The 13,658-nt window shown below is 43.6% G+C and carries 12 protein-coding genes and 1 CRISPR repeat array; of the genes, 11 read left to right on the top strand and 1 reads right to left on the bottom strand.

Going from position 1 to position 13,658, the window contains the following annotated elements; genetic code table 11:
- Positions 1–85: 85 nt before the first annotated feature.
- The gene (flgA, locus tag PR834_RS16370) at positions 86–724 is read right to left on the bottom strand and encodes a flagellar basal body P-ring formation chaperone FlgA (RefSeq protein WP_004255676.1); all 639 of its coding nucleotides are present in this window, start codon (positions 722–724) and stop codon (positions 86–88) included.
- A gap of 237 nt (positions 725–961) precedes the next feature.
- On the opposite strand from flgA, the gene flgB reads away from it, so the two are divergent.
- The 11 genes from flgB to flgL all read left to right on the top strand — a co-directional run bounded on the left by flgB (position 962) and on the right by flgL (position 11,196).
- Complete coding sequence (gene flgB, locus PR834_RS16365; protein WP_004255669.1) at positions 962–1,375, top strand: flagellar basal body rod protein FlgB; 414 nt, start codon at positions 962–964, stop codon at positions 1,373–1,375.
- A 5-nt stretch (positions 1,376–1,380) separates the two neighbouring features.
- Positions 1,381–1,785, top strand: coding sequence for a flagellar basal body rod protein FlgC (flgC, locus tag PR834_RS16360; protein WP_165879713.1), 405 nt, complete (start codon positions 1,381–1,383; stop codon positions 1,783–1,785).
- Positions 1,786–1,797: 12 nt separating this feature from the next.
- Positions 1,798–2,655 carry a flagellar hook assembly protein FlgD gene (locus PR834_RS16355; protein ID WP_094961172.1) on the top strand — a complete coding sequence of 286 codons (858 nt, stop codon included), beginning with the start codon at positions 1,798–1,800 and terminating at the stop codon, positions 2,653–2,655.
- A 27-nt stretch (positions 2,656–2,682) separates the two neighbouring features.
- Positions 2,683–3,903 (top strand): flagellar hook protein FlgE, encoded by a 1,221-nt coding sequence (flgE, locus tag PR834_RS16350; protein WP_094961173.1) that lies wholly within the window; start codon positions 2,683–2,685, stop codon positions 3,901–3,903.
- Positions 3,904–3,918: 15 nt separating this feature from the next.
- Positions 3,919–4,674, top strand: a complete 756-nt coding sequence (locus PR834_RS16345; protein ID WP_272536787.1) for a flagellar basal body rod protein FlgF — start codon at positions 3,919–3,921, stop codon at positions 4,672–4,674.
- Positions 4,675–4,692: 18 nt separating this feature from the next.
- On the top strand, positions 4,693–5,475 hold the full coding sequence (gene flgG, locus PR834_RS16340; protein WP_004255657.1) for a flagellar basal-body rod protein FlgG: 783 nt from the start codon (positions 4,693–4,695) through the stop codon (positions 5,473–5,475).
- A 70-nt stretch (positions 5,476–5,545) separates the two neighbouring features.
- Positions 5,546–6,328, top strand: coding sequence for a flagellar basal body L-ring protein FlgH (locus PR834_RS16335; RefSeq protein ID WP_004255652.1), 783 nt, complete (start codon positions 5,546–5,548; stop codon positions 6,326–6,328).
- A 35-nt stretch (positions 6,329–6,363) separates the two neighbouring features.
- A complete protein-coding gene (locus PR834_RS16330; protein ID WP_004255651.1) occupies positions 6,364–7,467 on the top strand; it encodes a flagellar basal body P-ring protein FlgI in 1,104 nt (367 codons plus the stop codon).
- Positions 7,467–8,447, top strand: coding sequence for a flagellar assembly peptidoglycan hydrolase FlgJ (gene flgJ, locus PR834_RS16325; protein ID WP_187710219.1), 981 nt, complete (start codon positions 7,467–7,469; stop codon positions 8,445–8,447). Before PR834_RS16330 ends, flgJ begins: the two co-directional genes overlap by 1 nt.
- A gap of 141 nt (positions 8,448–8,588) precedes the next feature.
- Positions 8,589–10,232 (top strand): flagellar hook-associated protein FlgK, encoded by a 1,644-nt coding sequence (gene flgK, locus PR834_RS16320; RefSeq protein ID WP_094961176.1) that lies wholly within the window; start codon positions 8,589–8,591, stop codon positions 10,230–10,232.
- Between the two features lie 28 nt (positions 10,233–10,260).
- Positions 10,261–11,196: a flagellar hook-associated protein FlgL gene (gene flgL / locus PR834_RS16315; protein ID WP_272536786.1), complete on the top strand. Its 936-nt coding sequence runs from the start codon at positions 10,261–10,263 to the stop codon at positions 11,194–11,196.
- Between the two features lie 283 nt (positions 11,197–11,479).
- Positions 11,480–13,607: direct repeats of the CRISPR family, unit length 28 nt; unit sequence GTTCACTGCCGTATAGGCAGCTTAGAAA.
- Positions 13,608–13,658: the final 51 nt, after the last annotated feature.

Below are 13,658 nucleotides of genomic sequence, written 5' to 3'. Positions count from 1 at the left end.
TACATACTTATGTATGCTCATCGGCCTCTCTTCACTTGTTGCCTAGCTGCCACTCGAATTATTTAGAGTACAAGCGGGGGGCGCTTTATTTTAATGCCACTTGAACGCTGCCATTTTCTAGCGCTTCCCCATTTACAACTTGCCCATTTAACAATCGTACACGGGTATTTTGGCCGGCAGTAGCATTATTTATTGCTCTTCCTTCGTATTTCACTGAAAAATTATCACCACTAGCGAATACAAATACAGTTTGCCCTGCTTTTATTGCCCAAGGCTGCCTTGTCATTGATTTTGTGAATGTTTGACCTGCTGGAATATTACGCAGGGCTACTGCTCCGCGAAGTGCAATTTTGTCTGTACTTGCGCCTGCGGGGAGTTTATGCAATAAGCCTTTTTTGGTTCCGATATCAACAAATTGTATGGGTTCCCCTCTATTTATATTGCGTGTTGCCACGTAATACTGGCCTGTCACATTCACTGTTAGCTGAATAAATTGCTTTTTTTTACCACATTGCACAGGAAGGGACACATTCCCCATATTACGCCCGCCAATAGGTGGGTTGATTTGTGGCTTCTCGCAAATAGGCCAACGTTCAATTGGTGTTTTGATTTCGATTGAAACGTGGGTTTTCTTGCCATGAATTTGGCGAAAATAATGGTTAATATCTTGGGGTAATGACGCTTGAGAAAGCGCTGGAGTAAGACCTAACAAACTGATTACCATATATAAAGGCAATTTTTTAGTGTAATACATCCCGTTTTATCCCCCCAGTAAGCAAACTTTTTCACAATTGCAGTTTACGCAGCTGCGTAATAATGAATGAGCCAAATAGGTCAATTATTTTGCCTTTATCCCGCCATTAGATTTTTTAGTAGGCCGCTAAGATATGCGGGTCGAATTTTAATTTTTACTCGCGAACGTTCAAATTCAGGGATCGCGTTATCTCCATTGAGGACCACTATGATTGATAAATTAAACGCCACGTTTGCTTTCCAGCAACAGGCTTTGTCAATACGCGAAGCAAGGCAGACTGTATTAGCTTCAAACATTGCTAATGCCGACACACCCGGCTACCAAGCACGTGATATTGACTTTAATCGTCAACTTCAACAAGCCATGGATAAAGGTGTGGTAGGGGGAAAAGGTGTGACTCTTGCTGTCACTTCGAAAGGGCATATTGAAGGCCGAGGGGGCAAAGCGCCAAATATTGACCTGAAATATCGTGTTCCTTACCAAACCTCAATGGATGGTAATACGGTAGATATGGACATTGAACGTAGCCAATTCGCAGATAACACCCTGAAATATCAGGCCGACCTTACATTTATCAATAGCCGCGTCAAAAGTATGTTGGCTGTCTTACAGCAAGGGTAATTGCCATGGCTTTACTAAGTATTTTTGATATCTCCGCATCGGCATTGACTGCGCAATCTCAACGTTTGAATGTCAGTGCGAGCAATATGGCCAACGCAGAAAGTATCGTGGGGCCAGATGGCCAACCATATCGCGCAAAACAAGTTGTTTTTCAAATGGCACCACAAGGGCGTCACGAAGTGGGAGGCGTGCGTGTGAGCGAGTTGATAGAAGACCCAACACCACCGCGTATGGAATATAAACCTGGTCACCCGTCAGCGGATGAAAAAGGCTATGTGCAAATGCCAAATGTCGACATGGTTGGCGAAATGATCAACACCATTTCAGCCTCTCGTAGCTATCAAGCCAACTTAGAAGTGATGAATACAGCAAAAACATTGTTGCAAAAGACACTGACTATAGGCCAGTAAGGGAGCATTTTCATGGGAGTTGCAGCCACAATGTACGACTCTTTGGATAATACGACAGCTGGCCCTCAGCCAGCTGCGAGTAATGTGCCAAAGAAAAGTCAAAGTGACGATATGCGTGACACTTTTTTAAAAATGATTGTCACACAAATGCAAAACCAAGACCCAACAAAACCAATGGAAAATACGGATTTAACCAGCCAATTGGCGCAAATAGCGACACTTGAAAGTATGAATAAACTCAGCGACAGCGTGAGTGGTATTTCCCAACAAATTGGTTCAGGTCAGTCATTGCAAGCCACTCAGCTGGTTGGTAAAGGTGTGCTTATTCCGCGCAATGAAATCATCTTAGCGCCGCTCAAAAAAGCGAGCACAGGTGAAGACAGCAATGTGATTAAGCCATCAAACCCGCTTCCAGACGAAGGCATCAGCCCAAATAGCCCTTCAATGTTTGGATTAAGTAACAAAGATGCCATTGAAGGTGAAGAGGGCACTGAAGAGCCGCAATCTGAATATATTTCCTCGCCGTTTGGCTTCTTTTTGCCGAAATTGGCGGACAACGTTGAAATTACCATTCGCGATAAAAACCGAATGGTTGTGCGAACCATTACCTATGATACGGAAGTTAAACCCGATATCTATGATATGGCATGGGATGGCCGTGATAACAACGGGAACTTAGTCACCGATACAACAGGAAAATATTACTTTGATGTGAAAGCTGTTAGTTCAGGAGCTGAAATCGAAGTGACCAAACTGGGGTATACCCGTGTTAACGGTGTGACTCCTGGAGCTGACGCACCATTACTTGATGTTGGCATTGGGCAAAGCGTCCCGCTGAGCAGCATTTTCAAAGTTTATCCATCTTCTTAATTTACCCCCAATACTCATGGAGAAAATATGTCTTTTTCACAAGCAGTCAGTGGCTTAAATGCAGCCTCAGCGGGGCTTGATTCAATTGGTAATAATATTGCCAACTCCGCAACAAATGGTTTTAAAGGGGCGACGACCTCATTTGCAGATATGTTTGCAGGTTCAGGTGTTGGCCTAGGCGTTAATGTGGCCGCGGTGACACAAAATTTTAAAGATGGTCCAATCACGCGTACGGATAGAGCGACAGACGTTGCCATCTCCGGAAATGGCTTTTTCCGTGTACAAGACCAAAACGGTGATACTTATTACAGCCGAGATGGTCAATTCTTACGCGATAAAAGCGGTAATTTAGTCAATAACCAAGGGATGGTAGTCACAGGTTACCCCGCGAGTGTTGATGAAAAAGGCAATGTTACCATCCAAAGTGGTGGTGTACCTGAAGGCTTGAATATCCCAACGGATATGATGGATGCGAAAAAATCTGAGTTAGCGAAACTGACGATAAACCTTAATTCTGAAGATAAAGTTAAAGATAAGAAATTTGACATCACAAAGCCTGATGATTCAGCAACGTATAACTTTAGCACCACAATGACCGCTTTCGATAGTCAAGGTAATACCCATGAAATTTCAGTGTACTTTGTTAAAGAGTCAGATAACAAATGGACCGCTTATGCGAAAGACGCTAACGAAACTGAAGCTAAAAAACTGGGTGAACTAGAGTTTGATGGTAATGGTAAGTTAAAAGACGCAGATAAAGCCACATTTGCTTTCGCGTATAACGGGTTAAATGGCGCTGATAATGGAATATTAAACGTTGATTTAAGTAAGACTCGTCAACAAAAGGTCAGCGAGTCTTCTGTTAGTGCAATTGATGTTGACGGTTATCCAGCTGGTGAATACACCACCTTCAAAATTGAAGATAACGGCTTAATTACCGCTAACTATTCTAACCAACAAAAACGTGTGGTTGGTCAAGTGGCATTATCTGCTTTCGCAAATCCAAATGGTCTGGTATCCCAAGGTGGCAACGTTTGGGCCTCTTCTAATGCGTCAGGTAACCCGATGGACGGCGTTCCGGGTGTCGGTCAGTTCGGTAAATTAACCAGCGGTGCGTTGGAGTCTTCTAACGTGGATATGAGCCAAGAGTTAATTAGCATGATTGTGATGCAGCGTAATTACCAATCAAACGCGCAAACTATCAAGACACAAGATCAGATGTTACAGACGCTGGTTAACTTACGATAAAACAAGAGGGTGGCCATGGATCACGTCATTTATACCGCGATGGGAGGAGCGCGTCATGCGCTGGAAAAACAAGCGATTGTTTCAAATAACATTGCCAATGTGTCAACCGCAGGCTTTAAAGCGCAATTGTCCGCAATGCGTGCCGTGCCGATACATGGTGACAGCGAGCAAACCAGAACGCTGGTGGTGGCATCTACTCCCGGCGCTGATATGAGCCAAGGGCCACTCAATTATACGGGTAAGCAAACCGATGTTGCGTTAAATGATAAGCATTTTTTGGCTGTTGAATTAGCGGATGGCACAGAAGCTTATACCCGTAATGGTAACATTCAAGTGTCTAGTGAAGGTGAGCTTGTTATTGGTGAGCGCCGCTTACAAGGTGATGGCGGGCCGATTAACGTTCCGCCAAATGCGGAGTTAACTATTGGCGCTGACGGTACCGTTACTGCGCTTTTGGCGACTGACCCCCCGACTATGTTAGGGCAAATTGGGCGCTTGAAAGTGGTTGAAGCACAGCCGCAAGACTTGATCCGTGGCGAAGACGGTTTGTTTCATTTATCACCACAAGGGCAAGCGGCAAATGGCAATGCTTTGCCACAAAGCGAACGAGGCATTGTCACTGCGGGGGTGATTGAAGGCAGTAATGTCAATGCCGCAGAAGCCATGGTTTCGATGATTGCCAATGCAAGGCACTTTGAAATGCAAATGAAAGTTGTCCGCAGTGCTGATGAAAATGCACAACGCGCCAATCAACTGCTCGCGGTTAGCTAAATACAGTAAGGAATTATTATGATCCGCTCATTATGGATTGCTAAAACAGGGCTTGATGCTCAACAAACTAACCTTGATGTTATTTCTAATAACTTAGCCAACGTTAGTACTAATGGTTTCAAACGCCAACGCGCTGTTTTTGAAGATTTAATGTACCAAAATATTCGCCAGCCGGGCGCAATGAGTTCAGAACAAACTTCATTACCATCCGGCTTACAAATGGGAACGGGTTCGCGCCCTGTTGCCACCATGCGTATTCATGCGCAAGGCGCATTAAATAAAACAGGAAATACCAACGATATCGCTATCCGAGGCCAAGGTTTTTTACATGTGCAAATGCCTGATGGTACGGATGCTTACACCCGTGATGGCGCATTGCAGCCAAACCAAGATGGCCAGTTAGTGACCTCAAGTGGTTACCAAATCGTTCCTGCGATTATGATCCCCGATAACGCGAACAGCTTGTCGATTGCGCGCGATGGCACCGTGACGATTACCGTCTATGGCGATAACCAACCACAGCAAATTGGCCAAATTACATTAACCACCTTCATTAATGATGCTGGTTTGGAAAGTATGGGTGAAAACCTGTATATGGAAACCGCAAGTTCCGGCGCACCAAATGAGAGCGCACCGGGGACCAATGGCGCCGGTTTACTTTATCAAAACATGTTAGAAACCTCTAACGTCAATGTGGCAGAGGAGTTGGTCAACATGATCCAAACTCAGCGTGCTTATGAAATCAACAGTAAGGCGGTATCCGCTTCTGACCAAATGTTACAGCGCTTAACGCAATTGTAATTGGTAAAAAATACGTAAAAATAACTCATTGCGATAGTGATGAGTTATCAATGAGAGGGATCTCTTCGTGATGATAAAACGTACACAGCAGCAAAAGAGTAACATGATGATTGAAAGCGGCACGATTTCTCAACAGCAAAAAGCAGCGTTACTAACGCGTTTCATAGCGCCTAAACAGGCAGGGTTACTTGCCATTTTGGTCTTAGTTACCAGCGGTTGTGCACAAATCAAATCGCGTCCATTAGTGGACACACAAACCACGGCAATCCCAACAGCGCCGACAGCACCAGCACCCAATGGCTCGATATTTCAAAGCGCTCAACCTGCTTATTATGGCTATCAGCCATTATTTGAAGACCGGCGCCCTCGTAATGTTGGTGATATTTTAACCATTAACTTGCAAGAAAACGTGAGTGCGAGCAAAAACTCCTCAGCGAATGCCAACCGTAGTGGGAAAACAGGTTTCTTAGCTGCGATATTACCGGGTTTCATGCAAGGGTGGATTGGCGGTAAAAACACAGAATTAGATATTAAAGGTAACAGTGACTTTAGCGGCAAAGGCGGTGCCAATGCCAACAACACCTTTAAAGGCACCATCACTGTCACAGTCGACCAATTATTGGCGAACGGTAATTTACATGTGGTTGGTGAGAAACGCATCGCGATAAACCAAGGTACTGAGTCGATTCGTTTCTCTGGGGTGGTTAACCCGCGCACTATCGGTTCAGACAATCATGTGAGTTCGACACAAGTCGCTGATGCACGCATTGAATATGTGGGTGACGGCTATATTAACGAATCGCAAAACATGGGATGGCTACAACGCTTTTTCTTAAATGTTTCGCCTTATTAATTAAACATTAGCGAGAAAACAGCCGAGATAATTCAATGAAAAACAAAGTATTAATTTTGCTATCACTATTTTTTTGCTTCACTTATTCAGCATACAGTGAGCGTATTAAAGATTTAACCACCGTTCAAGGTGTGCGAGATAACGCCTTGATTGGCTATGGTTTAGTTGTGGGCCTAGATGGGACAGGTGACCAAACCATGCAAACTCCATTTACCACTCAAAGTTTGAATAACATGCTGTCGCAAATGGGGATTACGGTGCCGCCGGGTACCAATATGCAATTAAAAAATGTGGCGGCGGTCATGGTCACCGCGAAATTGCCGCCTTTTGCGCGTACTGGGCAGTCCGTGGATATTGTGGTTTCCTCAATGGGTAACGCGAAAAGCTTACGTGGCGGTACGTTGTTGATGACTCCCTTAAAAGGGGTTGATGGACAAATCTATGCGATGGCTCAAGGTAACATCTTAGTGGGTGGTGCGGGAGCCAGTGGCGGCGGCAGTAGTATTAAGGTTAATCAACTCAATGGCGGCCGTATTACCGGTGGAGCAACTATTGAACGCGAATTACCGAGCAGTTTCGGGCAAAACGGGGCAATTAACCTGCAATTAAACGAAGATAGCTTCACATTGGCACAAGATATTGCGGATGCAATTAACCGTATGGGCGGTATGGGGACGGCGTCTGCGTTAGATTCTCGGACAGTGCAATTACTGGTTCCTGCCAATAATCGCGACCAAGTGCGCTTTTTAGCACGGGTACAGGAGCTTAATGTACGTGCGCCAGTGGCTGAAGCGAAAGTGATCCTCAATTCACGCACCGGTTCTGTGGTGATTAACCGCAGTGTAACACTAGACAGCTGTGCTGTTGCACATGGCAGTTTAGCGGTCACAGTCGAAAGACAAACTCAAGTGAGCCAACCGGACACCCCATTTGCAGGTGGGCAAACCGTAGTCACTCGTAATACGAATGTTGGGGTACGTGATCAGGGTGGGGCACTCCAAAAAGTCAACGCAAGTGTGCAATTAAACCAAGTTATTCAAGCCCTAAATACACTCGGTGCAACGCCAAACGACTTGATGTCGATACTGCAAGCGATGGAAAGTGCGGGTTGTTTACGTGCAAAACTGGAGATCATCTAATGAGTGACATGCAGCTATTGCAAGGTGCCGCATTTGATTTACAGTCACTGGGGCAGTTAAAAGGTGAACTGAATAAGAATTCGGAGCAAGGGCTGCGCCATGTCACGCAGCAACTTGAGGCAACATTCGTTCAATTGATGCTAAAAAGTATGCGTGACGCACTCCCACAAGATGGCTTATTTTCCAGCGACCAAACACGCATGCTCACCAGTATGTATGACCAACAAATCGCCCAGGACCTGTCGCAAAAAGGTTTAGGTTTTGGGGAAATGATGTACCAGCAACTTACACGAGACCAACACACGTCAAGTGGGCTCACATCCAATAGCCTGCTGCCATTAGATGAAAAAACAGTGCAATCATTACCGCCATTTAATATGGAACAAATGATGCGCCACTTTGCACCAATGGGCGATGCATTATCGGCACCATTCCAAAAAATCAAAGCGTTATCGCTTAATAGCAATAATTTTATTAGCCGTTTAATTGAACCTGCAAAAGCGGCAAGCCAAAACAGTGGTATTTCTCATTTTCTGCTATTGGCACAAGCGGCATTAGAAAGTGGTTGGGGCCAGCGAGAAATTCTGAAATCAGATGGAAAAACCAGCCATAACCTGTTTGGTATAAAAGCGGGAAAAAACTGGCAAGGGCCCGTCATTAATATTATGACAACAGAAGTGATCAACGGAAAAACCATCAAAATGCGGGATGATTTTCGCGTTTATGGCTCTTATGAAGAGGCGATTGCCGATTATATCAATTTATTGACGGAAAACCCGCGTTACAAAGACGTCAAAAAAGCGCCGACACCAGAGATTGCTGCGCGCCGTTTACATCAAGCCGGGTATGCCACAGACCCAGGCTATTCGGACAAACTAATCACCTTGATTAACCAGATACGCGGTCATCAACCCGCGGCGAATACCTCTGCATCAAGGGCGGTTCAGGCATATACCATAGACTTAAACGATATTTTCTAAAAATCCGGAATTATTGCGCGTTTGGACTAAATAATTACGCTGAATTTCCGATAACCAAATATGCACTAAATAATTTGCGTTGCTATCGCTCTCATTGTGTCAGCCAATGATGGCGATAAGCATCCAGAACAGGAAAAGCTTATGCTGAACAATGTAATGAATAATGCGCTCAGTGGTGTGAACGCTGCACAAGGCGGGTTAAGTGTTATTTCTAACAACTTAGCTAACGCAGGTGTGGGTTACTATCATCGCCAAAGTGCTGTTTTCGGGGAGAATCCCGGTACGATGACACCTAATGGCTATTTTGGTAACGGCACTTATTTCAGCCATGTTCGCCGTGAGTTTGATGAATTTATCAATGCGCAGTACAGCCAATCCCGCGCACGTAGCGGTGACTATGAGGCATACGTTAAGAACTGCAATAAAGTTGATGATTTGCTTACTAATGATATTGAAGATATTTCAAGTAATATCGGTAGCTTCTTCACCGCGTTAGACGCTGCCTCCAGCGATGCAAGTGACAAAACCTTGATTGACGTTTTCTTAGGAAACTCAAATGCATTATTAGGCCAGTTTAAAGAAGCGGATCGTCGTTTGCAGGAAATGGAACGGGATATTAATCACCAGATAGAAAATAAAGTGAAAGATATCAATATTTACGCTGAAAAAATTGCGGGTTTAAACCAGCAAATTTCGCGGATCCGTTCTGTGAGTGGTTCTGAACCTAACGATTTATTAGATGTGCGTGACCGTCTAGTTAATGAAGTTAACTCATTAGTTGGTGTCAAAGTTATCGAACAGAACGGTAACTATAACGTGACGTTTGCTAATGGCTTACCGTTAGTCACGGGTGAAAAAGCGAATCGCTTAGAAGCCGTCCCTTCTTCTAAAGATGATAGCCGTTTTAGCATTGGCTTTGTGGGCGCGAATGGCCAAGCACGGGAAATTCCTGATGAGTCATTCCGTGGTGGGGAACTCAGTGGTATCTTGCGTTCTCGTCAAGAAGTTATGGACCCGGCTTATCAAAAACTCAATAAATTAGCATTGGTTTTTGCGACCAAATTCAATGAAGTGCACAGCAAGGGGTACGATGCCAACGGCAACACCGGTAAAGACTTCTTTGAAATTGGTAAAGGCTCTGTTGTTAGCAACACTCATAATAGTGGTAAAGCAGACTTTGATCTCAGTTATAGCGATGTGTCTAAAGTCACAGGTAATAACTACGAAATGCGCTTTGACGGCAATGAATGGAATGTCACACGTTTGCCAGAAGGTATTAATGTTCCTGTGGATTCAAATACGGCAGGTACACTGAAGTTTGATGGTTTAGAGATCAAAATCAGCAACAGTACTGGTATGTCAAAAGGTGACTCATTCTTGGTAAAACCAGTAAGTGGTGTAATCAACGGTATGCAGACCTTGGTCAGCAATGCATCCGATTTTGCGGCGGCTGGAAGTAAAGACAGTGGCCCAGGTGATAATGAAAACATTAAACAACTGGTTAAACTGCAAGACGAAAAATTGATTGATGGTAGTTCTACGTTCTCTGATTTCTATGCAACGTTAGTTAATGATGTGGGCAGTAAAACTAAACAAGCGCAAATTGATTCTGAAACACAGAACAAAATGACCGAGAGCTTCTATGAGCAAGAACAAGCTATCTCGGGCGTGAATATGAATGAAGAAAGTATTCAGATGCAGAAAATCCAACAGTTTTTCAATGCCAATGCGCAAGTATTAAAAACGGTGGATGATTTATTTAACGCATTAATGCGTGCATTCTAAATATTAGCGATAGGATAAGGACTTAGCGATGCGTTTAAGTACCAATATGATTTATCACCAACGCTTACAAGACATAAACAGTGCGCAAGCGCGTTGGATGGATGCAGGAAGTCAATTAGCTTCTGGTAAGCGTGTAAGCAAGCCTTCTGATGACCCGCAAGCGTCTTCGCAAGCGGTGCGGATTAACCAGTCAGAGAACCGAAATCAACAGTATGTTGCTAGTCGTGGGTTTGCCAAAACAGGAATGACGCTGCAGATGAGTATTTTGACTCAGATGACAGATGTGACGACGCAAATTGATACCACCATTATTCAGGCATCAAACCAAGGTGCTTTAAGCGATAAAGACCGTAATACTTTGGCTGAGCAACTCACGGGTTTGAAAGAACAATTAGTGGCGTTAGGTAACTCGACAGATGGAAATGGTCGGTATATTTTCGCAGGTTTTAAATCAGATAAACCGCCATTTGAAATTGATGCTAACGGTGATGTGTTGTATCACGGTGGCGATAAAGCGATTATGCAGAATGTGGCGAGTGACCGTGAGATGACGACTTATTTCACTGGCGCACAAGTGTTTGAAACCGATAGCAATAATGTGGTCAATATTTTTAAAGCGCTGAACACAGGTATAGAATCACTGAAAAAGCCATTGCAAGGCGCACCACAAGCAGATTTAGACCAAGCGCAAGCTGAGTTAGGTGAAGCGAACCGAGCCATCAAGTCCGCATTAGATCAAATTTCTAATATTGAAGCTAAGCAAGGCTTACAATTACAAGAAATTGATAAATTAGATTTTTTAGCGGATACGCGCTCGATTCAAAATGCGGCTCGCAAAAGTGAGTTGTTAGAAACTAACTGGACTGGCACCACCACAGATTATTATAAAGAAAAAGCGATGTTTGAAGCCTCACAAAGTATTTTTAAAGACTTAAACAGCATGTCACTTTTCGGCAGCCGTTAATTATTTAATATTCTTTTTACTCACCGCGCTTTGGAGCCATTCAAGCGCGGTTTTTTGTTTGGGGGTTTTTAGTCACCACAAAAAGGGGATTTGAGTTTATTATTGTGTCTTTTTTATATTGCATAAATTTGCTTTTGTTTTACCCTTATTTGACCTTTTATTTTTGCTCTTTAAAAATCCGCTGATTTAACAATTAGTTATAGGATTCACTAAAAACAAAGGTATTTTTTGTATTTTAAAGCTAGTCAGTTGTTTTTATTTGTTTTAATCTATTTTTGTTATAGTTCACTGCCGTATAGGCAGCTTAGAAAACGGATGAATAGGAATATCATAAACGGACCTTGTTCACTGCCGTATAGGCAGCTTAGAAAACATACTCACCGTTTGATAATAGAGCTGGTATGTTCACTGCCGTATAGGCAGCTTAGAAAACCCCCATAAAATCGTAAAAATCATCATGAGTGTTCACTGCCGTATAGGCAGCTTAGAAAGTTTAAAAAACAGGTTCGCCAATACCGTTAAAGTTCACTGCCGTATAGGCAGCTTAGAAAATAGTTAACTGGGGTGATGCCTAAATCATATAGTTCACTGCCGTATAGGCAGCTTAGAAAATGGTAGTTGAGTCTTGGACAATAGTTGTTCTGTTCACTGCCGTATAGGCAGCTTAGAAAATATATAACCGCAAAAAATGCATTCAAAGAGTGTTCACTGCCGTATAGGCAGCTTAGAAATAAGAAAATAGACGATGAAATAGTAGGTCGTGGTTCACTGCCGTATAGGCAGCTTAGAAAATTTGAAGCCAATCGGATCCATAGTTTTTTAAGTTCACTGCCGTATAGGCAGCTTAGAAATCAATATGTCTATCGATAAACCTGCGATAGTTGTTCACTGCCGTATAGGCAGCTTAGAAAATTTATGGGCACTGGAACAGTCGGTGAATCTTGTTCACTGCCGTATAGGCAGCTTAGAAAACTCGGTTTGTTTAGCGTTATAAATCTGACTCGTTCACTGCCGTATAGGCAGCTTAGAAAAGTCGGGGATCATGTGAGTTTTACCGATGAAGGTTCACTGCCGTATAGGCAGCTTAGAAATTAGACCATTCCCAATGTTTATATAACTGGTTGTTCACTGCCGTATAGGCAGCTTAGAAAGTTTTAAAGCGTGGAAACTGATCGACGGCGGTGTTCACTGCCGTATAGGCAGCTTAGAAATGTACCACGCCCTGAAACATAGCCGCCGTCAGGTTCACTGCCGTATAGGCAGCTTAGAAATGTTGAAGGGCGTGATAAGCCTACAAAAGTTCGTTCACTGCCGTATAGGCAGCTTAGAAATGAGCGTGAGAAGCGAACAATGCAACCATATTGTTCACTGCCGTATAGGCAGCTTAGAAAAACCCATTCATTAACTGAATTTATCCGCAAGAGTTCACTGCCGTATAGGCAGCTTAGAAAATTAAGGCCGCGCAAACACTCCGCGCCAATTTGTTCACTGCCGTATAGGCAGCTTAGAAATCACAATGGTCACGCTTACACGCAAACAAAATGTTCACTGCCGTATAGGCAGCTTAGAAAAGTTCGCATAGCAATGGCTCGCATGATTCACTGTTCACTGCCGTATAGGCAGCTTAGAAATGCAACGAGTGTGCCGACGTTAACAATGATCTGTTCACTGCCGTATAGGCAGCTTAGAAATCGCAGCCCTACCATCTGGTCTTCCATATTTTGTTCACTGCCGTATAGGCAGCTTAGAAAATTTGTTAAATTCCTTTTGACGTAGTTATTCCGTTCACTGCCGTATAGGCAGCTTAGAAAACAACGTAGGCACAGGTGCTTTTGCACGTTCTGTTCACTGCCGTATAGGCAGCTTAGAAACATTACATCTGCATGAATGGCTTATTTCACCTGTTCACTGCCGTATAGGCAGCTTAGAAAATTTCAAGAGGTCGCCTAGTGCGGCCTTTTTCGTTCACTGCCGTATAGGCAGCTTAGAAAATAAAGTGACCATTTTTGAATCGCTGGTATACGTTCACTGCCGTATAGGCAGCTTAGAAAATTGAGAAACATTGCTGGTTCTTCACTAGCTTGTTCACTGCCGTATAGGCAGCTTAGAAATGGTAAATGCTTCAGAGTTTCATCAGCGACTTGTTCACTGCCGTATAGGCAGCTTAGAAAATTGAATACCTTTAGGGGTAAATTTTGTTTGCGTTCACTGCCGTATAGGCAGCTTAGAAAGCGCAATACCAATTATTAAGACGCCCGTTTATGTTCACTGCCGTATAGGCAGCTTAGAAAATCCCATACATAACTTGATAGTTTTACGCTCAGTTCACTGCCGTATAGGCAGCTTAGAAAAGCAATCCTTATCTTCTGGTGCGGTATTACTTGTTCACTGCCGTATAGGCAGCTTAGAAAAGCAATCCTTATCTTCTGGTGCGGTATTACTTGTTCACTGCCGTATAGGCA

It is taken from the genome of Providencia sp. PROV182 (assembly GCF_028480325.1).
Classification (GTDB): Bacteria; Pseudomonadota; Gammaproteobacteria; order Enterobacterales; family Enterobacteriaceae; genus Providencia; species Providencia hangzhouensis.
Note: the sequence above shows the minus strand (reverse complement) of the source record. Positions and strands in the feature narration are given on the sequence as shown.

Coding starts and splice junctions, on each gene's coding strand:
- PR834_RS16330 (WP_004255651.1), top strand. CDS start 6,364: ATGAAAAACAAAGTATTAATTTTGCTATCACTATTTTTTTGCTTCACT.
- flgE (WP_094961173.1), top strand. CDS start 2,683: ATGTCTTTTTCACAAGCAGTCAGTGGCTTAAATGCAGCCTCAGCGGGG.
- flgG (WP_004255657.1), top strand. CDS start 4,693: ATGATCCGCTCATTATGGATTGCTAAAACAGGGCTTGATGCTCAACAA.
- PR834_RS16335 (WP_004255652.1), top strand. CDS start 5,546: ATGATAAAACGTACACAGCAGCAAAAGAGTAACATGATGATTGAAAGC.
- flgK (WP_094961176.1), top strand. CDS start 8,589: ATGCTGAACAATGTAATGAATAATGCGCTCAGTGGTGTGAACGCTGCA.
- flgA (WP_004255676.1), bottom strand. CDS start 724: ATGGTAATCAGTTTGTTAGGTCTTACTCCAGCGCTTTCTCAAGCGTCA.
- flgL (WP_272536786.1), top strand. CDS start 10,261: ATGCGTTTAAGTACCAATATGATTTATCACCAACGCTTACAAGACATA.
- PR834_RS16345 (WP_272536787.1), top strand. CDS start 3,919: ATGGATCACGTCATTTATACCGCGATGGGAGGAGCGCGTCATGCGCTG.
- PR834_RS16355 (WP_094961172.1), top strand. CDS start 1,798: ATGGGAGTTGCAGCCACAATGTACGACTCTTTGGATAATACGACAGCT.
- flgC (WP_165879713.1), top strand. CDS start 1,381: ATGGCTTTACTAAGTATTTTTGATATCTCCGCATCGGCATTGACTGCG.
- flgB (WP_004255669.1), top strand. CDS start 962: ATGATTGATAAATTAAACGCCACGTTTGCTTTCCAGCAACAGGCTTTG.
- flgJ (WP_187710219.1), top strand. CDS start 7,467: ATGAGTGACATGCAGCTATTGCAAGGTGCCGCATTTGATTTACAGTCA.